The sequence below is a fragment of the Amycolatopsis sp. NPDC051758 genome (genome assembly GCF_044453095.1).
In the GTDB taxonomy this organism is placed as follows: Bacteria; Actinomycetota; Actinomycetes; order Mycobacteriales; family Pseudonocardiaceae; genus Amycolatopsis.
This window is the reverse complement of sequence record NZ_JBITCJ010000011.1, coordinates 374,717-397,575: the sequence shown is the minus strand read 5'-3', so window position 1 is coordinate 397,575 and position 22,859 is coordinate 374,717. Positions and strand designations below refer to the sequence as shown.

Annotated in this window: 23 protein-coding genes and 1 riboswitch; of the genes, 11 read left to right on the top strand and 12 right to left on the bottom strand. The window is 71.9% G+C overall.

The annotated features are described in order from the left end of the window. The first annotated feature begins 78 nt into the window (after positions 1-78). Positions 79-891 (top strand): helix-turn-helix transcriptional regulator, encoded by an 813-nt coding sequence (locus ACIA5G_RS41840; protein ID WP_395933755.1) that lies wholly within the window; start codon positions 79-81, stop codon positions 889-891. Position 892: 1 nt separating this feature from the next. Here the strand turns inward: ACIA5G_RS41840 and ACIA5G_RS41835 are convergent, their stop codons facing one another. From ACIA5G_RS41835 to ACIA5G_RS41825, 3 genes are read right to left on the bottom strand one after another with little or no spacing between them, the layout of a single operon-like run. Continuing rightward, the gene (locus tag ACIA5G_RS41835; RefSeq protein ID WP_395933753.1) at positions 893-1,900 is read right to left on the bottom strand and encodes an ABC transporter ATP-binding protein; all 1,008 of its coding nucleotides are present in this window, start codon (positions 1,898-1,900) and stop codon (positions 893-895) included. Then, positions 1,900-3,531 (bottom strand): ABC transporter permease, encoded by a 1,632-nt coding sequence (locus ACIA5G_RS41830; protein WP_395933751.1) that lies wholly within the window; start codon positions 3,529-3,531, stop codon positions 1,900-1,902. Before ACIA5G_RS41830 ends, ACIA5G_RS41835 begins: the two co-directional genes overlap by 1 nt. Beyond that, positions 3,507-4,559, bottom strand: a complete 1,053-nt coding sequence (locus tag ACIA5G_RS41825) for a thiamine ABC transporter substrate binding subunit (RefSeq protein WP_395933749.1) — start codon at positions 4,557-4,559, stop codon at positions 3,507-3,509. The genes ACIA5G_RS41830 and ACIA5G_RS41825 overlap by 25 nt, the downstream gene beginning before the upstream one ends. Before the next feature lie 21 nt (positions 4,560-4,580). After that, positions 4,581-4,688, bottom strand: a riboswitch (TPP riboswitch). 32 nt (positions 4,689-4,720) lie between these two features. Between ACIA5G_RS41825 and ACIA5G_RS41820 the strand changes: the two genes are divergently transcribed. Further along, positions 4,721-5,005 carry a 4a-hydroxytetrahydrobiopterin dehydratase gene (locus ACIA5G_RS41820; RefSeq protein ID WP_395933747.1) on the top strand — a complete coding sequence of 95 codons (285 nt, stop codon included), beginning with the start codon at positions 4,721-4,723 and terminating at the stop codon, positions 5,003-5,005. 399 nt (positions 5,006-5,404) lie between these two features. On the opposite strand, the gene ACIA5G_RS41815 is transcribed toward ACIA5G_RS41820, so the two are convergent. The 5 genes from ACIA5G_RS41815 to ychF form a co-directional block, all read right to left on the bottom strand. Further along, the gene (locus ACIA5G_RS41815; protein WP_395933745.1) at positions 5,405-5,692 is read right to left on the bottom strand and encodes a DUF1330 domain-containing protein; all 288 of its coding nucleotides are present in this window, start codon (positions 5,690-5,692) and stop codon (positions 5,405-5,407) included. A 46-nt stretch (positions 5,693-5,738) separates the two neighbouring features. Continuing rightward, complete coding sequence (locus ACIA5G_RS41810; RefSeq protein ID WP_395933743.1) at positions 5,739-5,918, bottom strand: hypothetical protein; 180 nt, start codon at positions 5,916-5,918, stop codon at positions 5,739-5,741. 155 nt (positions 5,919-6,073) lie between these two features. Beyond that, positions 6,074-6,541: a hypothetical protein gene (locus tag ACIA5G_RS41805; RefSeq protein WP_395933741.1), complete on the bottom strand. Its 468-nt coding sequence runs from the start codon at positions 6,539-6,541 to the stop codon at positions 6,074-6,076. Next, a complete protein-coding gene (locus ACIA5G_RS41800) occupies positions 6,541-7,128 on the bottom strand; it encodes an ArsR family transcriptional regulator (protein ID WP_395933739.1) in 588 nt (195 codons plus the stop codon). Before ACIA5G_RS41800 ends, ACIA5G_RS41805 begins: the two co-directional genes overlap by 1 nt. 321 nt (positions 7,129-7,449) lie before the next feature. After that, positions 7,450-8,532, bottom strand: a complete 1,083-nt coding sequence (gene ychF / locus ACIA5G_RS41795) for a redox-regulated ATPase YchF (RefSeq protein ID WP_395933737.1) — start codon at positions 8,530-8,532, stop codon at positions 7,450-7,452. A gap of 90 nt (positions 8,533-8,622) precedes the next feature. Here ychF and ACIA5G_RS41790 point away from each other — a divergent pair, with 90 nt between their 5' ends. Further along, positions 8,623-10,044 carry a DNA-3-methyladenine glycosylase 2 family protein gene (locus tag ACIA5G_RS41790; RefSeq protein ID WP_395933735.1) on the top strand — a complete coding sequence of 474 codons (1,422 nt, stop codon included), beginning with the start codon at positions 8,623-8,625 and terminating at the stop codon, positions 10,042-10,044. Here the strand turns inward: ACIA5G_RS41790 and ACIA5G_RS41785 are convergent. The 3 genes from ACIA5G_RS41785 to ACIA5G_RS41775 are packed head-to-tail and all read right to left on the bottom strand — an operon-like array spanning position 10,041 to position 14,353. Next, complete coding sequence (locus ACIA5G_RS41785) at positions 10,041-10,232, bottom strand: DUF1737 domain-containing protein (protein ID WP_395933733.1); 192 nt, start codon at positions 10,230-10,232, stop codon at positions 10,041-10,043. The genes ACIA5G_RS41790 and ACIA5G_RS41785 overlap by 4 nt on opposite strands. Positions 10,233-10,253: 21 nt before the next feature. After that, positions 10,254-13,205, bottom strand: a complete 2,952-nt coding sequence (locus ACIA5G_RS41780) for an AAA family ATPase (RefSeq protein WP_395933731.1) — start codon at positions 13,203-13,205, stop codon at positions 10,254-10,256. Next, complete coding sequence (locus ACIA5G_RS41775; RefSeq protein WP_395933729.1) at positions 13,202-14,353, bottom strand: exonuclease SbcCD subunit D; 1,152 nt, start codon at positions 14,351-14,353, stop codon at positions 13,202-13,204. The genes ACIA5G_RS41780 and ACIA5G_RS41775 overlap by 4 nt, the downstream gene beginning before the upstream one ends. 226 nt (positions 14,354-14,579) lie before the next feature. Here ACIA5G_RS41775 and rmuC point away from each other — a divergent pair, with 226 nt between their 5' ends. Both rmuC and ACIA5G_RS41765 read left to right on the top strand, forming a co-directional pair. After that, complete coding sequence (gene rmuC / locus ACIA5G_RS41770; protein ID WP_395933727.1) at positions 14,580-15,494, top strand: DNA recombination protein RmuC; 915 nt, start codon at positions 14,580-14,582, stop codon at positions 15,492-15,494. A gap of 788 nt (positions 15,495-16,282) precedes the next feature. After that, positions 16,283-17,188, top strand: coding sequence for a DUF6542 domain-containing protein (locus ACIA5G_RS41765; protein WP_395933725.1), 906 nt, complete (start codon positions 16,283-16,285; stop codon positions 17,186-17,188). 58 nt (positions 17,189-17,246) lie between these two features. Here the strand turns inward: ACIA5G_RS41765 and ACIA5G_RS41760 are convergent, their stop codons facing one another. Then, on the bottom strand, positions 17,247-18,242 hold the full coding sequence (locus ACIA5G_RS41760; protein WP_395933723.1) for a 4-hydroxy-3-methylbut-2-enyl diphosphate reductase: 996 nt from the start codon (positions 18,240-18,242) through the stop codon (positions 17,247-17,249). Between the two features lie 151 nt (positions 18,243-18,393). Here ACIA5G_RS41760 and ACIA5G_RS41755 point away from each other — a divergent pair, with 151 nt between their 5' ends. The 6 genes from ACIA5G_RS41755 to ACIA5G_RS41730 all read left to right on the top strand — a co-directional run bounded on the left by ACIA5G_RS41755 (position 18,394) and on the right by ACIA5G_RS41730 (position 22,858). Then, positions 18,394-19,068: a lipid droplet-associated protein gene (locus tag ACIA5G_RS41755; protein ID WP_395933721.1), complete on the top strand. Its 675-nt coding sequence runs from the start codon at positions 18,394-18,396 to the stop codon at positions 19,066-19,068. Beyond that, positions 19,065-20,312 carry an exodeoxyribonuclease VII large subunit gene (gene xseA, locus ACIA5G_RS41750; protein ID WP_395933719.1) on the top strand — a complete coding sequence of 416 codons (1,248 nt, stop codon included), beginning with the start codon at positions 19,065-19,067 and terminating at the stop codon, positions 20,310-20,312. The genes ACIA5G_RS41755 and xseA overlap by 4 nt, the downstream gene beginning before the upstream one ends. Then, positions 20,309-20,731, top strand: a complete 423-nt coding sequence (locus ACIA5G_RS41745) for a hypothetical protein (RefSeq protein ID WP_395933717.1) — start codon at positions 20,309-20,311, stop codon at positions 20,729-20,731. Before xseA ends, ACIA5G_RS41745 begins: the two co-directional genes overlap by 4 nt. Beyond that, positions 20,728-20,955, top strand: coding sequence for an exodeoxyribonuclease VII small subunit (locus ACIA5G_RS41740; RefSeq protein WP_395933715.1), 228 nt, complete (start codon positions 20,728-20,730; stop codon positions 20,953-20,955). The genes ACIA5G_RS41745 and ACIA5G_RS41740 overlap by 4 nt, the downstream gene beginning before the upstream one ends. Positions 20,956-21,040: 85 nt before the next feature. Then, a complete protein-coding gene (gene glpX / locus ACIA5G_RS41735; RefSeq protein WP_395933713.1) occupies positions 21,041-22,096 on the top strand; it encodes a class II fructose-bisphosphatase in 1,056 nt (351 codons plus the stop codon). A 9-nt stretch (positions 22,097-22,105) separates the two neighbouring features. Then, positions 22,106-22,858: a S1 family peptidase gene (locus ACIA5G_RS41730; protein WP_395933711.1), complete on the top strand. Its 753-nt coding sequence runs from the start codon at positions 22,106-22,108 to the stop codon at positions 22,856-22,858. Position 22,859: the final 1 nt, after the last annotated feature.

Genomic DNA, 22,859 nt, shown 5'->3' with positions numbered 1-22,859 from the left:
CTGCCGGTCCGGGGGTCCGCGGTTCCTGGTACCGGCAGGGCCAGGTCCGCCGGCCCCGGGAGCGGCACACTGACCGGCATGGACGATCGCCGGGAGCTGGGCCGTTTCCTGAAGTCGCGCCGCGAAGCGGCCACACCGGCGGAATGCGGCGTCCTCACCGGCCCGCGACGGCGGGTCCGCGGCCTGCGGCGCGAGGAGGTCTCCCAGCTGGCGGGGATCAGCGTCGAGTACTACGTCCGCCTCGAGCAGGGCCGGGCGCGCGGCCCGTCACCCGAGGTGCTGGACGCGCTGGCCCGGACGTTGCGGTTGGACGACGTCGAGCGCGGTCACCTGCACGACCTCGCCGCGGCCCGGCCCGCCCGGCCGCCGTCGGCCCGCCGGGCACGGCCGGAGCTCGTGCAGCTGCTGGCGAAGATGGACCGCATCCCGGCCCTCGTGGTCGACCACCGGCTCGACGTCCTCGCGTGGAACGCGCTGTCCGCGCAGCTGTTCTTCGACTTCGCGACGGAGCCTCGGAACCTGGCCCGGTTCTGCCTGCTGGACCCGGCGAGCCGCGCGGTGTTCCCGGACTGGCCGGACGTCGCCCGCGCGACGGTCGGCCAGCTGCGGCTGGTCGCGGCGCGGTACGCCACCGACCAGGCGCTCGCGACCCTCATCGGTGAGCTGACGCTGCGGAGCGAGACGTTCCGGACGCTCTGGTCGGGCCGGGTCGTGCAGCAGCGCACCCACGGGCGCAAACGCTTCCGGCACCCGGTCGCGGGTGAGCTGACCCTGCGGTTCGAGAACTTCGAGCTGCCGGACTTCTCGGGGCAGCGCCTGATCACGTTCACCGCGGAACCCGGCAGCCCGTCGGAGTCCGCACTGGACCTCCTGGCGCACTGGGCGGCTTGAGTCAGCCGATCAGCGCAACGCCGTCCGGGTCGAGCTCCAGCTGCACCCGGTCCCCGGCGCGCAGATCCGACACCGCCGGGGCGACCGCGTCCACAGTGGACTCTTCGAGCTTCACGACGAGCCGGACGTGCTCACGCCGGTGTACCGCGGCCACGACCTCGCCCGGCACGCCTTCACCGGCCACTCGCAGCGCGTGCGGCCGCAGCCCGAGCCGCACCGGGCCGTCGCCGGCGTCCGGCAGCGCGACGTCACCCAGCGAAGTGTGCGCCACCCCGCCTGCCACGACGCCGTCCACGAAGGTCGTCACGCCGAGGAAGCGGGCCACGTCGTCGTCCGCCGGGTTGCGCCACACCCGCCGGACCGCGCCCTCCTGCCGGACCTCGCCCGCGTCGAGCACCGCGACCCGGTCGGCCAGCGTGAACGCTTCCTCTTGGTCGTGTGTCACCAGCAACGCCGTGATCTTGCTGCGCCGCAACAGGTCCGCCAGGTCGATCGCCAGCTGCTCGCGCAGCCCCGCGTCCAAACCGGACAGTGGCTCGTCGAGCAGCAGCAGCCGTGGCTTCGGCGCCAGCGCCCGGGCGAGCGCGACCCGCTGGGCCTGCCCGCCGGACAGCTCCGTCACCCGCCGCTTCTCGAAACCGGAGAGGCCGACCAGCTCCAGCAGCTCGGCGACGCGCGGGGCCCACCGCGCGCGGGGTACGCCGTGCATGCGCAGGCCGAACGCGATGTTCGCGGCGACGTCGCGGTGGCCGAACAGCTGGCCGTCCTGGAACACCAGCCCGAAGCCGCGGCGGTGCACCGGCACCGCGCCCAGGTCGTCACCGTCCCAGCTCACCGTGCCGCGCGCCGACGGCTCGAGGCCGGTGATCGCGCGCAGCAGGGTCGACTTGCCCGAGCCCGACGGGCCGAGCAGCGCCAGCACTTCGCCGTCCGCGATGTCGAGCCGGACGTCGCGCACCGCCGTGAACGTTCCATAGTGGACGGTCAGGTCCCGCACCGACAGCGCCATCAGAACTCTCCCACCCGGCCGCGCGCGGCCCCGAGCCGGTCGATCAGCGCGACCGCCAGCACCGTCACGAGCATCAGCAGCGCGCACGCGGCGTACGCCATCTGGTTGTTCAGCTCCCCCGGCCGGGACATCAGCGACGCGACCGCGACCGGCAGCGTCGGCGACGTCGGCCTGGCGAGGAAGCTCGTCGCGCCGAATTCGCCGAGCGCCACGACGAACCCGAACCCCGCCGCCGCGACCAGCGGCCGCAGCGCCAGCGGCAGGTCGATCTCCCGCCACACTCGCAGCGGGCTCGCGCCGAGCGTCGACGCGGCTTGCCGCAATCGGACGTCGACGGAGCGCAGCACCGGCAGCACCATCCGCACGATCAGCGGGATGATCACCAGCGCCTGGGCCAGCGGCACCAGGTAGGGCGACGTCCGGAGGTCGCCGGGCAGCGCGTCGAGCGTCACCAGGTAGCCGAACCCGACGGTCACCGCGGAGACGCCGAGCGGCAGCATCAGCACGGCGTCCATGGTCTCGCCGAGCCCGCGCGCGGCTTTGGCGGGCGAGCGCCGCAGCGCCACCAGCACGACGGACGCGAGCACACCGACGACCATCGCCAGCAGCGTCGCGTCGACGGCCACCTTCAGCGAGTTCACCGCGGCGTCCCAGCCGGACACCTGCAGCGCACCCTTCTCGCCGGTGCTGGTGAGCGCGCGGTAGCCGGCGAAGCTCCAGCCGTCCGAAGTGGACACCGATTCGGCGAGCAGCGCGACGATCGGCGTCAGCAGCAGCGCCAGCACGACCCCCGCGGCGCCGACGGCCCACCACTCGCCACCCCGCGGGCGCCGGGTATTTGCGGCACCGATCCGGGCGCCGTCCTTGCGCCGCCGGGCCAGCCCGCCGAGCACCAGCGCGGCGACCACGGCGGTGAACTGGATCAGCGAAAGTGCCGCCGCTCCCGAGAGATCCAGGAGGTCGACGGTCCGCAGGTAGATCTCGGTTTCCAGGGTCCGGTACTTCGCGCCGCCCAGAATGAGGACAACGCCGAAGCTGGTGGCGCAGAACAGGAACACCACGGCCGCGGCGGACGCGATCGCGGGTGCCAGCGCTGGCAGCGTCACCGAGCGGAACGCCCGCCACGGTGACGCACCCAGCGCGCGGGCGGCGTCGGTCGTCCGCGAATCCAGCCGCGCCCACAGCCCGGCGACGGTCCGCGCGACCACGGCGACGTTGAAGAAGGCGTTGGCCAGCACGATCGGCAGCACGCCGCCGTCCGGCCAGAGGGCCCGGAACGCCAGCCCGACCACCACGGTCGGCAGCACGAACGGCACCAGCACCAGCGTCCGCGCGAGGCCGACACCGGGCAGCTTCACCCGCGCCAGCAGGAACGCGACCGGCAGCCCGGCCAGCACCGCGACGACGGTGGAGGCGGCCGCGCTCGCCACGGTGAACCCGGCCAGCTGCCAGGTCCGCGGGTCTCCGAGGACGACGTCGAGCCCGCCCGCGGCGAACCCGCGGCCGATGATCGCCAGCACCGGCCAGGCGAAGAACACCACCAGGAAGCCGATCGGGGCCAGGCCGAGCAACGCCAGGCCTAGCCCTCGACCGGTTCGGGGTGGGGCTAGGACTGCACGAGCGTGCGCCATTCGCCGATCCACTTCTCACGCCCGGCCTGCACCTGGTCCGGGGTCAGCGCCTGCGGCTTCTGCGGCAGCGGCGCGACCTGCGCCCAGCCCGCCGGCAGGTCCACACCCTGGCGTGTCGGGTAGACGTACATGTTGGCCGCCACGGTCGCTTGGAACTGCTGCGACAGCAGGAAGTCGACCACCTTGCGCGCGCTCTCGACCTGCTTGCCGCCGGCCAGCACGCCGGCGTACTCGACCTGCCGGTAGCAGGTGTCGAGCAGCGCCTTCGTCCGCGGCTTCCCGTCGTCACCCACCTCGGCGGCCGGCGACGACGCGTACGAGACGACGATCGGCCGCGGCCCCTTGCCGGACGAGCCGGAGAACTCCTTGGTGTAGGCCTCTTCCCAGCCGCTGACCACCTTGAGGCCGTTGGCCTTCAGCTTGGTCCAGTAGTCCTTCCAGCCGGCTTCGCCGTACTTGGCGATGGTGCCGAGGAAGAACGCCAGGCCGGGTGAAGCCGTCGCCGGGTCCTCGGCGACCAGCAGGTCCTTGTACTTCGGGTCGGCGAGGTCGTCGTACGACTCCGGCGCCGCGATCCCCTTGCTCGTGAAGTAGTTCGTGTCCACGTTGACGCAGACGTCACCGACGTCGACCGCGGAGAGCCGGTGCTCGGGGTCGACGGCGTACCGCTGCGGCCCGCGGTCGGCCTCCGGGCTGGTGTAGGGCTCGAAGACACCCTCGGCGAGCGCGCGCGAGGCGAACGTCGAGTCGACGCCGTACGCGACGTCGCCGACCGGGTTGGCCTTGGTCAGCACGAGCTTGTTGGTCAGCGAGCCGGCGTCGCCCTGCTTGAGCACGGAGATCTTGATGCCCGACTGCTTCTGGAAGGCGTCGAGCACCTCCTGCGGGGCCAGGAAGGAGTCGTGCGTCACGAGGGTCACGGTGGGCGTCTGCTGCGTGCCACCGTCACCTTCCGACAGCGAGCACGCCGCTGTGACGGCACCGACGGCGGCGATGGCCGTCGCGGCGCGAACAGCCCTGCGTTTCATCTACCCTCCTGCACTTCGCCGGACGAGGAGGAGAAGCCCTCCCTTCGCCGGCATGATCCGGTCAGGTGCGAACGGTCGCGGGGTGACCCGCCTCTCAGCCCGGCTGACCGGACTCCCGTGGCAACCGTGCAGCGTAGTCCAGGACGTACGACCATGGAGCCATGACGGAAATCTTGAGCGAAGATCAAGCCGACCAGCGGCTGAGCCCGGGCTGGACCCGCAACGGCGCCGTGATCTCCCGCGAGGTGGAGCTGGCGAGCTTCTCCCAGGCGATCGAGGTGGTGGACCGCGTCGCGGTGCTCGCCGAGGCCGCCGACCACCACCCGGACATCGACATCCGCTGGCGCACGCTGACGTTCCGGCTCAGCACCCACTCCGCGGGCGGCCTGACCGCGAAGGACTTCTCACTGGCGGACGAGATCGACTCGGTGCTCGGCGCCTTGTGATCCTGGTAACGCTGAGTGCACCTTTGCCGGGTTTCGGCGTCTCTCGGTAAACAGCTTTGTTATGGAGGGACGGCATGACCCAGGCGATCGTGGTGGGAACGGCGGCATTCGCGTCGATGGTGGCGGCGGCCGGCGGGGTGCTCTGGTTCACCGTCCGCAACCGCCGTCACTCGGATGGCTGAGTGGCGTTTCCGCTGGTCAGCGGCATGCTGCGGTGAGCTTGATCACAGCTGCTAACGAACAGCATGGTCAACGCGCTGAACCCGCGAAAGCATCGGTTTCGGCCCTAGGAAATGCCATGAACAGCACCGCCTCCCTCACCCCCGCCCAGCGCGCCTGGATCAACACCCTCGCCCCCGCGGTGGTGCTGATCGCCATCGCCCTGATGGGTCTCCTCGGCTAGTCCAAGCCGTCGACGAGCAGCAATCGCCGGTCGAGCGCCGTCTCCCTGATCGCCAGCGCGGCGGCGTATTCGGCCGAGGTGTACCAGCGTTCCGCCGTTTCGCGGTCCGGGAACTCGACGATGATCACCTTCTTGTCGGAGTCCCCTTCGAGCACGGTCGGTGTTGCGCCGCGGGCGAGGTAGCGGCCCTGGTGGGCTTCGATCGACGCTTGGGCGAGTTCGCGGTAACGCTGCGCTCGGGCTTCGTCGAGGATCCGGACCTCGGAGATCACGTAGGCACTCACGGCTTCGAGCGTGGCAGAACCGCCCAGGTGGAGCGTGGTGCCGTCACTACCCGGTTGGCCGGATCGTCTCCGGCGGCGGGAACTCCGCCGGGGTGTCGCCGACCGTCCAGTACTCCAGCCCCGACAGGCGGCCGTCGTCGACGAACACGATGAGCCCGCCGTCCGCGACGTCGACCTCGACGGCCACCCGGCCGTCGACGTCGGCCACCGGAGCCGCGGCGTCCACGGCAAGATCGATCGTGGGACACCCGCAGGCACACCGGCCGGTCACCCGAGCCGTGCGCGCCTGGACGCGGAGTTCCGCCGCGCCGGGAAAGTCCGTGGCCAGCAACAGGTCCAGGACCGATCTCTCGCGCGGAGTGAGCGGCCGGCGAGCGGTGGTCAATAGCGTGGCATGTTCGGAATCGCCTTCTCGGCCACCTCGATGAGGGCTTCGACCTTCGGCACATCGGCCGCGACGTCCTCCGCCGTCAGCGTCGGAGCCTCCGAAGATCGGTAGGCGACTTCGTTGCGCCGGGCCCGCATCCGGTTGAAGGGGCGCAAGATCGACCCCAGCGGCGGATCCAGCTGCGCGAGGACAGCCTCGTAGACGGTGACGTGCCCACCCCGGCTCGTCACGCGCAGACCCTGGTTCTGCAGGACGGCGGCCAGCGCACGCCGCGCGCTGTCGTAGGCCAGCGTGTAGGCGCCTTCCGGATCCGTGTCCTGCAGCTGCCGCGCCGAAGCGAGGTGCGTCCGCGCCCTGACGAGTTCGGCCTCGGCCGCCTCCCGCGACGCCGGAACGTGCTCGATGGCACCGCGCGCGATGAACGCGTCGATCCGTTCACGGCCCTGGTTCCACTGGGGCATCAAGACTCCTGGTCGAGATTCAGCGCGGCCAGCGGACGTTCACGAACGCTGGTGACGAACGGATCCGTGGTGTCCGCCGCCCACGACTCGGGCGAGATCCGGTGCACGTTGACCTCACGGCCCAGCCGCTGCGAAGCACGCTCGGCCAGATCGAAGAGCGCGTCCGGATCAGGCGAACCCACCACGAGAACATCGACGTCCCCGGGCGGCGGCCCCGGTTCACCGCGGTAGCGCGCCGCCCAGGAGCCGTAGATGTAGGCCTCGATCACGCCGGCCAGCCCGGACAAGGCCTCGGCCAGGAGCGGCATCGGCCCGAAGGTGACCGCGATGAGGTCGCTCAGCGGGCGGTAGAGCGGAGTGTCCGTGCGGGCTTTGACCAGCCGGCTCCGCCCCACCCGCCGGGCTGCCAGGATCCCACCCTCGACCAGCCGCTCGACCTCACGCAGCACTGCGGTGGGCGTGACACCGCAGGCCTCGGCGAGCTCGGTGATGGTGTACTCGCGGTCCGGGTGCAGCAGAACGAGCGCGAGCAGCTCTCCCTGCATGCGCGACCGCAGCAGGGGCAGCAGGCTCGGCGAAGCTTTCATTGGACGCAGCATATCTTGCGTCCAATGAAAATAACAACTAGTAACCGGTGGTCACGGAACCGGCGGGCGCAAGCAGGCCGCGGAGTGGCTACGGTCGTCCCGACCGGCCATCGGCGCCCCGGGGGACCGTGGCCGGATGCACGTCGAAGTCCTGCGACGATTCGGCGGTCTCGCTCCACCGTCTGGCCGCGCCCGTCCTGAAGACCGCCATGGCCGCGCAGCTTTCAGGCCAGGATGCCGACGCCGCGGCCAGGTCGCTCGTCAGCACCTGGTGAGTTCGAGCAGTGGACCCGCTCGGCCGAGCACGGTCACACCTTCGAATCAGACGTTGAAGCGGAACTCCACCACGTCACCGTCGGCCATGACGTAGTCCTTGCCCTCCATGCGGACCTTGCCCGCCGCACGAGCCGCCGCCATCGAGCCGGCCGCCATCAGGTCCTCGTACGACACGATTTCCGCCTTGATGAAGCCGCGCTCGAAGTCCGTGTGGATCACGCCCGCCGCCTGGGGGGCCGTTGCGCCCTGGGGGATCGTCCAGGCGCGCGACTCCTTGGGCCCGGCCGTCAGGTACGTCTGCAGGCCGAGGGTGTGGAAGCCCGCGCGGGCCAGCGAGTACAGGCCCGGCTCCGGCTGGCCGACCGACTCGAGCAGCTCGCGGACCGACTCCTCGTCGTCCAGCTCCAGCAGCTCCGCCTCGACCTTCGCGTCGAGGAACACCGCGTCCGCGGGGGCGACCAGCTTGGTCAGCTCCTCGCGGCGGGCGTCGTCGGTGAGGACGCCTTCATCGGCGTTGAAGACGTACAGGAACGGCTTCGTCGTCAGGAGGCTGTGCTCGCGAAGCAGCTCGAGGTCGACGTCCTTCTGCGCGGAGAAGAGCGTGCGTCCGCTGTCGAGGATCTCCTTCGCCTTCTGCGCGGCCTCGAGCGCGGGCTTCGCTTCCTTCTTGGTCCGCGCTTCCTTCTCCAGCCGCCAGACGGCCTTCTCCAAGGTCTGCAGGTCGGCCAGGATCAGCTCGGTGTTGATCGTCTCGATGTCGCTCAGCGGATCGATCCGGCCGTCGACGTGGATCACGTCCGGGTCGTCGAACACGCGGATGACCTGGCAGATCGCGTTGGCCTCGCGGATGTTCGCGAGGAACTTGTTGCCCAGCCCGGCACCCTCGGACGCGCCCTTCACGATGCCCGCGATGTCCACAAAGGACACCACAGCCGGCACGATCTTCTCCGACTTGTGCAGCTCCGCCAGCTTGTCCAGCCGCGGGTCCGGCAGCGGCACCACGCCGACGTTCGGCTCGATCGTCGCGAACGGGTAGTTCGCGGCGAGCACGTCGTTGCGGGTCAGCGCGTTGAACAGGGTGGACTTGCCGACGTTGGGCAGGCCGACGATACCGAGGGTGAGGCTCACGACCCCGAAGTCTACGTGGCTCGCCCGACCGCGGCCCACACCCCCAACGCAGCGTCGGATTTCCGCCAGCGACCGCGCTGACCTGCTGTCATGCTCGAAGACATGGTCACCGAAACGCTCGCCCTCTGGCGGGACGCCGAGCGCTGCTACCGCGTGGTCACCGCCCGCGACTCGCGCTTCGACGGCCAGTTCATCATGGCCGTCCGCACCACCGGCATCTACTGCCGCCCGTCGTGCCCGGCGTCGACGCCGAAGGAGCAGAACGTCCGCTTCTACCCGACGTCGGCGGCCGCGCAGGCCAACGGCTTCCGCGCCTGCCGCCGCTGCCTGCCCGATGCCGTGCCCGGCTCGCCGGACTGGAACGTGCGTGCCGACCTCGCCGCGCGGGCGATGCGGCTGATCTCGGACGGGACCGTCGAGCGTGAGGGCGTGCCGGGCCTCGCGCGGCGGCTCGGCTACTCGGAGCGCCAGCTCGGCCGGGTGCTCACCGCCGAGCTGGGCGCCGGCCCGCTCGCCCTGGCCCGGGCGCACCGCGCGCACTCGGCGCGGCTGCTGATCGAGATGTCCGGGCTGCCGCTGACGGACGTCGCGTTCGCGGCGGGCTTCTCCAGCGTGCGGCAGTTCAACGAGACGATCCGCGAAGTGTTCGCGACAACGCCTTCGCAACTTCGCGCCTTCGCGGCTTCTCGACGTGGCCGTCAGGGCGACGTCAGCGGGACGCGCCTCAGCCTGCGGTTGCCGTTCAGGCCGCCGTTCGACGCGCTCGGGTTGCTTCGCTTCTTCGCTGCCCACGCGGTACCGGGCGTCGAAGAAGTCACGACGAGCTCGTACGCCCGGACGTTGCGGCTCGCCCACGGCACCGGCGTCGTGCGGCTGACGCCGGCGCCGGACCACGTGCGCTGCGAGCTGCTGCTCACCGACCTGCGCGACCTCGGCAGCGCGGTCAGCCGGGTGCGCCGGCTGCTCGACCTGGACGCCGATCCCGCGGCGGTCACCCGGGTCCTCAGCGACGACCCGGCGCTGGCCCCGGTGGTCGAGGCCGTGCCGGGAATCCGCGTCCCGGGCGCCGTCGACGGTGACGAGCTGGTGATCCGCGCCCTGCTCGGGGACCGGGTTCCCGCGACGCTCGGCGAAGAGGTGCCGGGCGAGTGGGGCGTGACGCGCCTGTTCCCGACCGCCGCACAGATCGCGACCGCGGAGTGCGGCGAGACGATCTCCGGGGTCGCCGCCGCGCTGGCCGAGGGCAGGCTGGACGTCCACGTCGGCCGGGACGCGGCCGAGCTGCGCGCCGACCTGCTGGCGTGCCCGGGCATCACCGCGTCGACGACGGACTACGTGCTCATGCGCGTCCTCGGCGCCCCGGACGTCTTGCTCACTGCGGACACCGCCGTCCGGCGTGGTGCCGAAGCGCTGGGTATCTCGCCGGATCTGCTGCCCGAGCGAGCCCGGAGCTGGACGCCGTGGTGCTCCTACGCCGGGATGTACCTCCGGCGCGTGGCCGTGTTGTCCTAGCCCTGTTCGCCCTGCCACAGCAGGGCTTGGGCGACGATCACCTGCTCGCCGTTGAACGTCGCGGCCGGCGACCCGTGCAGGCGGTAGCCGAGTTCGAGTGCCTCGCTGATCCGGTGGCAGAACTTCGCGTCGTCCGGGCCGGTGAGGAGGCGGTAGCGCGGCAGGCCGTTGGGCGGCTGGTCGGTCATGACTTCATCTTGGCCGTGTGCTCAGCCGGCGCGCACCTCCACGGTCGAGCCGCTGCGGGACTTCCGGACCCGCAGCCGCGTCGGGATGCGCTGCCGCAGCTCTTCGACGTGGGACACCAGGCCCACCACCCGGCCGCCCGCGCGCAGCTCGTCGAGGATGTTCATCACCACGTCCAGGGTTTCGGCGTCCAGCGTGCCGAAGCCCTCGTCGACGAACAGCGTGTCCAGCAGCGCGCCGCCGGTCTCGCCCGCGACGACGTCGGCCAGCCCCAGCGCCAGGGCCAGCGACGCGAGGAACGACTCACCACCGGACAGGGTCTTCGCCGGGCGGATCGTGCCCGAGTAGTCGTCCAGCACGTCGATGCCCAGCCCGCCGCGGGTGCCGCGCGCGCCGGCCGCGTCCGAGTGCACAAACGAGTAGCGCCCCTGGCTCATCGTGCGCAGCCGGTGCGTGGCGGCGACCGCCACTTCCTCCAGGCGCGCCGCCAGCACGTACGAGCGCAGCGACATCTTCCGGCTGTTCTGCCCGCGCCCGTTGACAACCTCCGCCAGCGCCCGCAGTTCGGCGTACTCCGCTTCGGCCGGCGCGAGTCCGGCAAGTGCCTTGCGCAGCAGGCCGGACAGCCGGGTCAGTTCGTCGTGCTGGGCCGCGGCCACGCGCAGCGCCGCGTATGCCGAGTCGGCGCGAGCCCGCGCCAGCTGGGCCGAGTCGGCCGCGCGGCCGACGTCCGCGACGTCGTCCGGCGAGATTCCGAAGAGATCCGGTTCGGACAGCAGCGCCCGCGCCCCCGCCGCGGCCGCCTCGGCCTCGGCGATGCCCTGCTCCAGCTTCTCGATCTGCTCGTCCGGCAGCATCGCGGCCCGCGCCTTCTTCAGCGACGTGAACCCCTTCGCCTTGACGGCCGCTTCGACCAGCGTGCGCTGCTGGGCCACCCGTTCCCGGGCGCCCGCGACCGCCGTCTTGGCTTCGGAGACCGCTTCCAGGGCCTCGGCCAGCCCGATCAGGTGTGTCCGGCGGGCCCCGACGTCCGCGAACTCGCCCCGCCCGGCGACCAAACGGCGTTCGCGCTCGGTGAGACGTTCCTCCAGCGCACGGACGTCGGCTGTGGCTTCGGCGACTTCCTGCTCGGCTTTGCGACGGCGCTCGGTCCGCAGCTCCAGATCCCGTTCCAGCAACACGACCTGCTGGCCGAGCTTCGCCTTGCCGGCCGCCTGCTCGGTCAGCGTCGCGACGCCGGCCCGGGCCTCGGCCAGCTCGGCCGTGACGGACTCGGCCGTGCGCCCGGCCAGCCGTTCGATCAGCCCGGCCAGCCGCGCCTTCGCCTCTTCCAGCGCGACGACAACGCGTTGCCGCACCGCATCCGCCGCTTGCTCGGCTTCTTCGGCGGCGCGTTCCTCGGCCGGGTCGACCAGTTCGACGTTCCGGGTCGCCGGCGCCGGGTGCTCGGCCGAACCGCAGACCGGACACGGCGCACCGTCGGGCAGCGCGGCCGCGAGCTCGGCCGCCATGCCGTCGAGCCGCCGCTCCCTCAGGTCGAGCCGGCGCTGCCGGGCCGCCTGGTGCGTGTCGACGACCTCACGCAGCTTCGCCTCACCGCGCCCGACCTTCGCCTCGGCCTCGGGCAGCTCGGCGGCGTCGCGGGCGACCGCCCTCAGCTCGTCGACTTTCGCCTTGGCGCCGTCGAGCTTCGCTTCGGCTTCGGCCGCCGCAAGCGCGTCCGCCCGCAGTTTGGCCAGTTGACCGGGAATCGCGGCCAGCTCGGCCGTCAGCTCCTCGACCTGCTGCCCGGCCGTGACGGCGGCCAGCTTCCGGTCGTCCCGCCGCATGACGTCGAGCTCCTGCTGCTCGGCCTCGGCGACCAGTTCTGCCACCGCGCCGGCCTCTTCGCGCGCCGCGGCCGCCCGCGCCTTCAGGTCGCCGGTCGCCCGCGTGCCGAACTCGCGCAGCTCCGCACCACGCGCCTTCTCGGCCTGTTCGGCTTCGGTCAGTTCCGCGGTCCGGCGGTCCAGGAGATCGGCCTCCACGGCCACCCCGGCCGCGCGCCGCGCGGCGGCAACTTCCTGAGCCCATTCGGCGCGCTGCGGCGCCTGCTCGGTGATCTCGACCAGCCGCAGGTGCGCGGTGCGGACCCGGCGGATCTTCTCGGCGCCCGCACGTTCTTCCTGCAGGTAGACGTCCGCGCGCTGGGCGGCCGACCGGGCCCGCTCCTCCTCGGCCGTCACCTGCCCGACGCGTTCGGCCGACGCGGCGAGCACACTGCCGACCCACTCGGCCACGTCTTCCTCGGGCGGATCCTGCTGCGCCTCCTGCGCGTACCGCGCCAGCAGCTCGCGCACCGATTGCTGCAGCTTTTCCAGCTCCCGGCCGCGTTCGGCCCGCAAGTCGGCGAACCAGCGTTCGACGTCGGCGAAGCGTTCGGTGCCGAACAGCCGCTCCAGCAGCTTCTCGCGCTCGGCGGTGTCCGACCGCAGGAAGCGGGCGAACTCGCCCTGCGGCAGCAGCACCACCTGGAAGAACTGGGCCGCGGTCATCCCGAGCAGCCGCTCGACGGTGCGCGCGACCTCCTCGATCCGGATCAGGCCCTCCGGCGCCAGCCCGGCGGGCGCGGTGCCGACCCAGCTCAGCGACACTCTGGCCTGCTGGGTGGTCGTGCCCTCACCGCGCCGCTTCGGGCGCTGGTATTCGGGATTGCGCACGATCTTCAGCCGGTGCCCCTGGACGGTGAGCTCCAGCGCGACCTCGGTGACCTGGTCGCGCTCGGCCAGGTCGCAGCGCAGCCGCTTGGCTTCGTTGCGGGCGCCCGGGACCACGCCGAACAGCGCAAACGCGATCGCGTCGAGCAGCGTTGTCTTGCCCGCGCCGGTTTCGCCGTGCAGGAGGAAGAGACCGTCGGCGCCGAGCACGTCGAAGTCGACCACTTCGCGTGCGCAGTACGGCCCGAAGGCTTCGACCTCCAGCCTGTGCAGCCTCATTTCGCGAGGGCCCCCCGGTCGGCCGCTTCCAGGGCCTTGAACAGGAGCTGCTCCTCGCTCCCGGTCGGCGGGGCGCCGCGGCAGTCGTCGAGGAAGCTGCGCGAGATCTCGATGTCCGACCGGCCGCGCACGGCGTCGGAGTACCGCAGCGGGGCGCCGGCGTACCCGCCTTCGGGCTCCCACTCGAGGTGAACCGCGTACGGAAACCGTTGGCGCAGCCGCCGCATCGCGTCCACCGGACGCACCCGGTCGGTGACCGTGACCGACAGGAAGTGGTCGAGAAGCGTGTCGTGTTCCGGGGCCACGAGCAGGTCTTCGAGTTCGCCGCGGAGGGTGGCCAGCTTGCGCGGCACGGGCAGTTCGTGCCGGCGGGCCTCGCCGAGCCCCCTTTGGTCCAGATCGACCAGCCAGACGGATTTACGTTGCCGCGCCTCGGAAAACGAGTACGCCAGCGGGCTGCCGGAGTACCGCAGGTGGTCGGCGAGCGTCTGCGGGCCGTGGAGGTGGCCGAGCGCGACGTAGTCGACGCCGTCGAAGACCGAGCCGGGCACCTGCTCGACCCCGCCGACCGCGATCGTGCGCTCCGATTCGGTCGGCTCGCCGCCGGTGACGAACGCGTGCGCCAGCACGACGGACCGGGTGCCCGGCCGGGTTTCGAGGTCCGCGCGGATCCGGCGCATGGCCTCGGTGAGCACGCCGGTGTGGCCGCGCGCGTCCGGCACGCCCAGCGCGTGCCGCGCCGGTTCCGGCTCCAGGTAAGGGATCCCGTAGACGGCGACCGGGCCGTGGCCGTCTTCGAACAGCACCGGTTCGGCCAGGCCACCGACGGTGGTGCGCAGGTGCAGGCCGCCCGCCGCGGCGAACTCCGCGAAGGCGCCGAGGCGGGGCGCCGAGTCGTGGTTCCCGGGTGTGACGACCAGCTGCGCGCCGGCCGCGCGGATCCGGGCGACCGCCGCGGTGGCCACCCGCACGGCCTCGGCCGACGGCACCGCGCGGTCGTAGATGTCGCCTGCCACCAGGACGGCGTCGATCGCCTCGCCGGCCACGAGGTCGGCGAGGTGCCCGAGCACCGCTTCCTGTTCCGCGAGCAGGTCGGCACCGTGGAAGGTGCGGCCGACGTGCCAGTCGGAGGTGTGCAGGAATCTCACGAGGGCCAAGGTACGACCCGCCTCCGACGAAATCGCGAAGACTCGCCGCCGGCTCACTCGAACGTGTGTACTAACACGGGAGTGCTGATCGGACACGCCCTGCGTGGCAGGGTTTTATCGCCTGGTCAGCTACCCAGAGCGACGGGCCGGGTGCGGTTTTTGTCGGTGCGGTCCGCCATGATGTCCCCGCGGTCCGAACCAGGCGGCCCGGAAGGAGGAGAGACCAGTGGCGACAGTGCTGACCACCGCGGCGATCGTGCTCGCGGTCCTGCTGCTGTTCGCCGTCGCGGTGCTGTGGCGGCTGTACAACGACGGGATGCGCCGGGCGGACGCGGCGGCCCGGCTGGTGGCGGCCGAGCGGGCCAAGGCGGATCAGCAGCAGCTCGCGCTGCGCCGCTACGAGGTCGCGTTCGCCTCGATCAGCGGCCGCGGCGAGCTGGGCGAGCAGGTGCTGCTCGAGACTGCGCGGGCGTTGGGGCTGCGCGAGGAGCTCCACTTCACCCTGCAGACCGACCTGGCGGGCGGCGGCGCGGCAAAACCGGACATGGTGCTGCGGGTGGGCGGCGGCCGCACGGTGCCGGTCGACGCGAAGGCGAGCATGGCCACCTGGTCCGAGGCGGTGGAGACGGACAACCCGGACGAGCGGGTCGACGCGTTGCGCGCACACGTCCGGCAGATCCGCTCCCGGGCCGCCGAGCTGGCCGGCAAGGGTTATCAGCGCTGGGCGGACGCGATCTACGGCACGATCATGTTCGTCCCGTCCGACGCCGCCGTGGTCGCGGCGATGGACACCGACCCGGAGCTGCTGCGCTGGCTCATCGACCGGCGGGTGTTCCTGTGCGGCCCGACCGGGTTCGGCGTGCTGGCATCGGCGGCCCTGTTCGCGGCCAGCGACCGCACGCTCGAAGCGGACATAGAGCAGGTGCGCACGGGAGCGGCCGCGGCACACCGGGCCGCGGGCGGCGCGGTCGACGCGCTCAACCTGTCGAGCACCCACCTCCAGCGCTTCATCTCGGCCCGGCGGCGAGAGCTCGAAGCACTGGAGACGTTCCGGGCGACGGTGGCCCCGCTCAGCGAGGCATCGGGGAGTCCGGCGCCGGTTCCTCCGGTGCGGAAGGGGGACGAGTTGGCGGCGAGCTGAGGATCGGGTCGCTCGAGCGGCGATCGCGTCGGGTGGCGTGCGGCGGCTCCGATGGCCGAGGCGCCGGGTAGTCCGGTCGGTTCCCTCCGCGGAAGGGGACAAGCCGGCGGCGAGCTGACCATTCGGTGCGGCCACGAGTCGCTTGAGCGGCGATCGCGACGGGTACGGCCGGGTTCTGGCCGCGCCGGCGACGGGCCCGCTGCGGCCGATCGCAGACCGACGTGCCTCGGCACCCGGTGACGTGTGGCGGCAGGCGAGGCGTGGCAGTGGCGGGGCGCGGCGGCGGACGGCGCATCACCGCGGCGGCGCGTGGCAGGCGGCGCGCGAGTCCGGCACGGCCGGCCTCGCAGCGGCGGCTGTCGTACAGCAGCGGCCAGCCGTGAGACGGCAGCCAACCGTGCGACCACGCCCAGCCACGCGACGGCGGCCGGTCGCGCGCGAGCGCCCAGCCTCCTGCGGCGACGACCGGTCAAGTCGTGCGGCAGCAGCTGGTCGAGCGACGGCCGGTGACCGCCGCAAGCGACGCAACCCACAGCGGCATCTCGACGCGACCACCAGCGGGCGACCACAACCAAACCCACGTCCACCCACCGCCAGCCGTCCCACCTGCGAAAACCCACCAACACCCCCGACACCCGAGGAGGCCCGGAACAACCACCTAAAAGGACTGGACCACAGCACACGAGCACCCGGCGGGACCACTCGAGTCACGCCGCCGGGTGGCGATACACCCACGTCGGCGGCGGTGCTGGCAAGATCTTCACAACCACGAGATACGGTGTTGTGCTGTGACCGCGATTCGCGATCGCCAGAGCGATCCAGATGCCGACGACGTCCCCGTGCCGTGGGACGAGCGTCCTGTCGTCGGTTCGAGGCGCGGGCTGCCCTGGTGGGCGGCCGTCCTGGTGGGCCTCGGCCTGGCGGTCGTCGGCGCCCTCGTCGGCAAGCCGAGCCAAGGCAACATCCCGCTGATCTTCACGGTCTGCTACATCGCCGGGGCCGTGATCGCGGTCTGCGCGGTGCGGCGCCGCGGCCTGTTCGGGCCGATGGTGATGCCGCCGCTGGTGCTGGCCGTGACCGTGCCCGGCGTGATCCTGCTGACCTCCGGGTCCCAGGGTGACGACATGCTGTCGAAGGCGCTGAACATCGGCACCCCGCTGATCAACGGCTTCCCGACGATGGCCATCACCACCGGCATCACGCTGCTGATCGGGTTCGTCCGGATCTTCCGCGAGCGTGACCCGGACGCGCCGAAGAAGGTCAAGGACGACCGGCGCCGGACGGACGGAGACGACGAAAGGCCGTCGTCGCGGGCGGCTGCGACGTCGGCGGGTGGTCGTCCGCGGCCGCCGGGCTCGAACCGGACCGGCCAGACCCCGGTGCCGCCGGGCGGCCGGCGCGGCCGGGAGGGCGAACCGCCCCGGCGCCCGCGTCCGCCGGCTGACGGTGATCGCCGGACCCCACGCACCCCGCCCGCCGAACGCGATCGTGGTGCGCGCAAGCCGCCGCCCGCCGGCCGTCGTGCGCCGCGGCCGGAAGAAGGCGACCCGCGCCGTCAGCCGCGCGGTGATGCTCCGCGGCGGCGTCCGCGTCCGCCGGGGGAAGACGGCCGGGACACGCCGCCGAGGCGGCCGTCCGGTGGTCGGGGTGCTCCCCCGCGCCGGAACCGTCCCTGGGACGACGAAGACCGCTGACTCACAAAACGGCGGTCACCTCACGAGCGTGAGGTGACCGCCGTTCTTGTGTCGGAACTCAGAGCTTGCGCAGCTCCTTGGGCGGCGCGAAGGTGATCTTCTCGTTCGCCGTGGTGACCTCGTCGACGTCGCCGTAACCACGCTCGGCCAGCCAGCCGAGCAGGTCCATCACCAGCTCGTCCGGCACCGACGCACCCGAAGTCACACCGACCGTCGTCACGCCGGAAAGCCACGCCTCGTCGACCTCGTGCGCGAAGTCGACCAGGTACGACGCCCGGGCGCCCGCCTTCAGCGCCACCTCGACCAGGCGCTTCGAGTTGGACGAGTTCGTCGACCCGACCACCAGCACCAGGTCGCACTCGGCGGCCATCGCCTTGACCGCGACCTGACGGTTGGTCGTCGCGTAACAGATGTCGTCGCTGGGCGGGTCCGCCAGGCCGGGGAACCGCTCGCGGAGCTGGTCGACGCGCTCCATCGTCTCGTCGACCGACAGCGTCGTCTGGGACAGCCAGATCACCTTCGACGGGTCGCGCACCTCGACCTTGTCGACGTCCTCGGCCTTGTCGACCAGCTGCACCTTGTCCGGCGCCTCACCGGCGGTGCCCTCGACCTCTTCGTGGCCTTCGTGGCCGATCAGCAGGATGTCGTAGTCGTCCTTGGCGAACCGGTTGACCTCCTTGTGCACCTTCGTCACCAGGGGGCAGGTCGCGTCGATCGTGCGCAGGTTCCGGTCGGCCGCCTCCGCGTGCACCATCGGCGAGACGCCGTGGGCGGAGAACACCACGAGCGCACCCTCGGGCACTTCGGACGTCTCGTCGACGAAGATCGCGCCGCGCTCGCGCAGCGTGTCGACGACGTGCCGGTTGTGGACGATCTCCTTGCGGACGTAGACCGGGGCGCCGTAAACCTCGAGGGCCTTCTCGACGGCGATCACCGCGCGGTCGACGCCGGCGCAGTAACCACGGGGCTTGGCGAGCAGGACTCGCTTGCCGGAAGCGGTTCCGGCGATCGTGGGGGTACCCGCGGGCTCGATTCCGGGACTCGCTGAAGTCATGGCACCCAGGGTACGGGCAGTCCCGAGACGAACTCGAAGTCCCTTTCGGGTGAGCTTCGTCCCCCTACCGTGCTGTGCCCGGGGTCACGCAACGCGCCCGAACCCACCCGTTCGGTTGGGCAGGATGGCGTACATACGGCAGGCTGGACGCATGAAGCCATTCCCGCTCCCCCTCCGGGTCGCCGCGGGCCTCGCCGTCAGCACCGCCGAGCGGGTTCGCGAACTTCCCCGGCAGCTCGCCGGGCTCCCGGTGACCGTGGTCAGCCAGGTGCTGCAGGCGTCCATGCGGGTGCAGCAGCACGTCACCGAGCTGGCGATCAAGGGTGACAACGCCCTGTCGAGCCTGCGCCCGGTCGAGGACACCCCCAGCTGGGCGACCTTCGACGAGGACATCGAGCCCGACGTGCCGCCCATCCGGCCGAACCTGGCGCCGGTCGCCGCCGTGCCCGAGCCCCGTTCGGAGATCACGGAGATCAACGGTCACGTTCCGTCAGCAGCTGAACTCGAAGAGGAGCTCGGCGATCCGTGGGCCGAGGAAGAGCGCGCGCTCGCGGAGGACCACGCCGACGGCGAGTTCGACTCGGGTGTGCCGGAGATCTCCCCCGCCGGGCTGCCGAACTACGACGAGCTGACATTGCCCCAGCTACGCGCCCGGTTGCGCCGGCTCACGATCCCGCAGCTCGAGGAGATCCTCGAGTACGAACGCGGCCACGAGAACCGGTCGGCGTTCACCGGCATGCTGGCCCGGCGGATCGGCAACGCCCGCAAGACCGAAGAAAACGGCGGCACGACCGAAGAAAACGGCGACGGCACGGAAGGCCCGTGAGCACCGAGTCCGCACCAGCGCCGGCGAGCACCGCCGAAAAACCGTGGCCGGTCCGGACCGTCGCGCGCAAGATCGGCGACTGGGTCCACCGGCTCGGCGCCGTCTGGGTCGAGGGCCAGGTCACCCAGGTCAACTCGCGGCCGAACACGCAGACCGCGTTCCTGACGCTGCGGGACCCGTCGGCCGACGTCTCGATGTCGGTGACCTGCCCGAACTGGCTGATCCGCGAGATGGAGCCGCCGCTGCGCGAAGGCGCGAGCGTCGTCGTGCACGCGAAGCCGTCGTTCTTCTTCGGCCGCGGCACGATCAGCCTGCGTGCCGACCAGATCCGCGCGGTCGGCATCGGTGAGCTGCTGGCCCGGATCGAACGCCTGAAGAAGCTGCTCACCGCCGAAGGCCTCTTCTCGGCGCAGCGGAAGCGGCCGATCCCGTTCCTGCCGAAGGGCGTGGGGCTGATCACCGGCCGCGCGTCGGCGGCCGAGCGGGACGTGCTGGTCAACGCCCAGACCCGGTGGCCGCACGTCCGGTTCAAGGTCATCAACACCGCCGTCCAGGGCTCGCAGGCGGTGCCGCAGGTCATGCGCGCGCTGCGCATCCTGGACGCCGATCCCGACATCGACGTCATCGTCATCGCCCGCGGCGGCGGCAGCGTCGAGGACCTGCTGCCGTTCTCCGACGAGGCGCTCTGCCGCGCGGTGTCGGCCGCGGGCACGCCGGTGGTCAGCGCGATCGGGCACGAGCCCGACACCCCGCTCCTCGACTACGTCGCCGACCTGCGCTGCTCGACGCCGACCGACGCCAGTAAGCGGATCGTGCCGGACCACCGCGAGGAGACCGAGCGGGTCCGGCAGATGCGGGACCGCGGGCGCCGCGCCCTGCACGGCTGGGTCGACACCCAGACGCGGCTGCTCACGCAGCTCCGCAGCCGCCCGGCGCTGGCCGATCCCCTGGGCCCGGTCCAGCGCCGCCAGGACGACGTCGACGTCCACCGCGAACGCGCGCGCCGCGCCATGCTGACCCTGCTCGCCAAGGACCAGGCCGAGGTCGCGAGCGCGCGGGCCCGGCTCACCGCGCTCGGCCCGGCCGCGACGCTCGCCCGTGGTTACGCGGTCGTGCAGTTCGTCGACGCCGAAGGCAACCTCCAGGTACTCCGCTCCGTCTCCGAAGTCGAGGCCGGTGCCCAGCTGCGCGTGCGCGTGGCTGACGGCGCGATCGGCGCGGTGGCGGAAGGAGAACAAGCGTGACGCTGAGGGCGGCGACGTTCCTCCCGCTGACCGTGGACGCGGCCCGTCGCCTGGGCGCGTGGCCGCTGCTGGACCAGGCCATGCGCACCGACCGGGCCGCCGCCGAGTGCTGGACGGCGCTGCTCGCGGGCTGCGGGACGGCCGTGCGCCGTGAGCTGGGCCCGCAGCTGCGGCGGCTGTCCGAGGCGACGTCGATGCAGGTCGGCTCGCGCTGGTGGTTCGCCGACGGCGCCGGGCACCGGAAACGGGTCGCCGGCGCCCAGGAGAACCTCGAAGAGGCGATCGCGGACGGTGACGGCCAGGAGTTCGCCCTCGCGTTTGTCGGGTACGACCACGCGATGGCCAGCGCGGTAGTGTGCGCCAACAGTGCGAACACCGCCACCAGCGCAGTCCGGAAGGTCGGAGAACGTCCAGCGTGAGTGAACCAGCCAGCGAGGAACTCGGCTACGAGCAGGCCCGAGACCGCCTCGTCGAGGTCGTCCGCGAGCTCGAAGCCGGCGGCCTGTCCCTCGAGCAGTCGCTCGCGCTGTGGGAGAAGGGCGAAAAGCTCGCGAAGGTGTGTGAGCGGCACCTCGAAGGCGCGCGGGAACGCATCGAGGCTGCTCTGGCGTCCGTCGAGGACGAAACCGGCAACGGCCAGTGACGTTTGCCATGCCGTGGGCGACTGGACCGACCCGCGGTATCTGAGAGACTGGGCGTCCGCCGAACTCCGCACCCGGGAGGCCCTCATGACCACCCCCAGCGCCCCACAACGTCGTGAAGCGCCCGACCGCAACCTCGCGATGGAGCTGGTCCGGGTGACCGAGGCCGCCGCGATGGCGGCCGGCCGCTGGGTCGGCCGCGGCGACAAGATCGGCGGGGACGGCGCGGCCGTCGACGCGATGCGCCAGCTCGTGTCGACGGTGTCGATGCGCGGGGTCGTGGTGATCGGCGAGGGCGAGAAGGACGAAGCGCCCATGCTGTTCAACGGCGAAGAGGTCGGCAACGGCGACGGGCCGGACTGCGACGTCGCGGTCGACCCGGTCGACGGCACCACGCTGATGGCCAAGGGCATGCCCAACGCCCTCGCGGTGCTCGCGGTCGCCGAGCGCGGCGCGATGTTCGACCCGTCCGCGGTGTTCTACATGGAGAAGCTGGCCGTCGGGCCGGAGGCGGCGGGCAAGGTCGAGCTCGGCGCCCCGATCGCGGAGAACATCCGGCGGGTCGCCAAGGCGAAGAAGAGCAGCGTCGGCGACGTCACGGTGTGCGTCCTCGACCGCCCGCGCCACGAGCAGATCATCAAGGAGATCCGCGACGCCGGCGCGCGGATCCGCTTCATCTCCGACGGCGACGTCGCGGGCGCGATCGCCGCGGCCCGCCCGACCACCGGCGTCGACATGCTGATCGGCATCGGCGGCACCCCCGAGGGCATCATCGCGGCCTGCGCGATGAAGTGCCTCGGCGGCGAGCTGCAGGGCCGGCTGTGGCCGAAGGACGACGCCGAGCGCGAGAAGGCCATCGCGGCCGGGCACGACCTCGACCGCGTCCTGCTCAACGACGACCTCGTCCGCGGCGACAACATCTTCTTCTGCGCCACCGGCGTCACCGACGGTGACCTGCTGCGCGGCGTCCACTACCGCGAAGGCGGCGCGACGACGCAGTCCATCGTGATGCGGTCCAAGTCCGGGACCGTCAGAATGATCGACGGTTACCACCGGCTCAACAAGCTGCGGGCGTACTCCTCGGTCAACTTCGACGGCCACCTGGACTCGCCCGACGACGACGTCGTGCCCCCGCTGCCGTAGAGGAGATCCGTGACCCGGCGACTGCTGGTCATGCTGACGGTCCTGTCCTTCGTCCTGGTCCCCGGCACCGCCGCGGCCGATTCCGACATCGTCGGGGGCGCCAACGCGGCGGAGCCGTACCCGTTCGCGGTGTCGCTGCACTCCTCGACGGGCAAGCTCTTCTGCGCCGGCGCGCTGATCGCGCCCACCTGGGTGGTCACCGCCGCGCACTGCGCGTTCGACAAGGCTCCGTCCGCGGTTTCGGTGCGCGCGGGGACGAACGACTCGGGCCAGGGCGGCGAGGTCGCGCAGCTCGCCCAGGTCATCGTGAACCCGGCGTTCAACACGCAGAGCCCGGCGGGTGACATCGCGCTGCTGCGGCTGGCGACGCCGGTCAAGGCGGCGCCGATCGCGCTCGCGACGGCCGCCTCGCCGGGCACTGCGACCCGCATCCTCGGCTGGGGGCAGACCTGCCCGAAGCTGAACTGCGGCCAGATCCCGGCCACGTTGCAGCAGCTCGACACGCACATCGTCGAGGGCGCGAAGTGCACGTCGGTGTTCGACGGCACGGCCGAGCTGTGCACGGACAACCCGGGCGGCCACGCCGGGGCGTGCTTCGGCGACTCCGGCGGCCCGGAGATCGTCCGCGACGGGGACCACTGGCTGCTCGTCGGCGTCACCAGCCGGCCGGGCAACAACAACCCGGAATGCGCGACGGCGCCGTCGATCTACACGTCCGTTGTTGCGTACGCGCCGTGGATCGCGGAGAAGACGAAGGCCTGAC

Coding starts and splice junctions, on each gene's coding strand:
- ACIA5G_RS41840 (WP_395933755.1), top strand. CDS start 79: ATGGACGATCGCCGGGAGCTGGGCCGTTTCCTGAAGTCGCGCCGCGAA.
- ACIA5G_RS41835 (WP_395933753.1), bottom strand. CDS start 1,900: ATGGCGCTGTCGGTGCGGGACCTGACCGTCCACTATGGAACGTTCACG.
- ACIA5G_RS41830 (WP_395933751.1), bottom strand. CDS start 3,531: ATGGCGCACGCTCGTGCAGTCCTAGCCCCACCCCGAACCGGTCGAGGG.
- ACIA5G_RS41825 (WP_395933749.1), bottom strand. CDS start 4,559: ATGAAACGCAGGGCTGTTCGCGCCGCGACGGCCATCGCCGCCGTCGGT.
- ACIA5G_RS41820 (WP_395933747.1), top strand. CDS start 4,721: ATGACGGAAATCTTGAGCGAAGATCAAGCCGACCAGCGGCTGAGCCCG.
- ACIA5G_RS41805 (WP_395933741.1), bottom strand. CDS start 6,541: ATGCCCCAGTGGAACCAGGGCCGTGAACGGATCGACGCGTTCATCGCG.
- ACIA5G_RS41800 (WP_395933739.1), bottom strand. CDS start 7,128: ATGAAAGCTTCGCCGAGCCTGCTGCCCCTGCTGCGGTCGCGCATGCAG.
- ACIA5G_RS41790 (WP_395933735.1), top strand. CDS start 8,623: ATGCTCGAAGACATGGTCACCGAAACGCTCGCCCTCTGGCGGGACGCC.
- ACIA5G_RS41785 (WP_395933733.1), bottom strand. CDS start 10,232: ATGACCGACCAGCCGCCCAACGGCCTGCCGCGCTACCGCCTCCTCACC.
- ACIA5G_RS41780 (WP_395933731.1), bottom strand. CDS start 13,205: ATGAGGCTGCACAGGCTGGAGGTCGAAGCCTTCGGGCCGTACTGCGCA.
- ACIA5G_RS41760 (WP_395933723.1), bottom strand. CDS start 18,242: ATGACTTCAGCGAGTCCCGGAATCGAGCCCGCGGGTACCCCCACGATC.
- ACIA5G_RS41755 (WP_395933721.1), top strand. CDS start 18,394: ATGAAGCCATTCCCGCTCCCCCTCCGGGTCGCCGCGGGCCTCGCCGTC.
- glpX (WP_395933713.1), top strand. CDS start 21,041: ATGACCACCCCCAGCGCCCCACAACGTCGTGAAGCGCCCGACCGCAAC.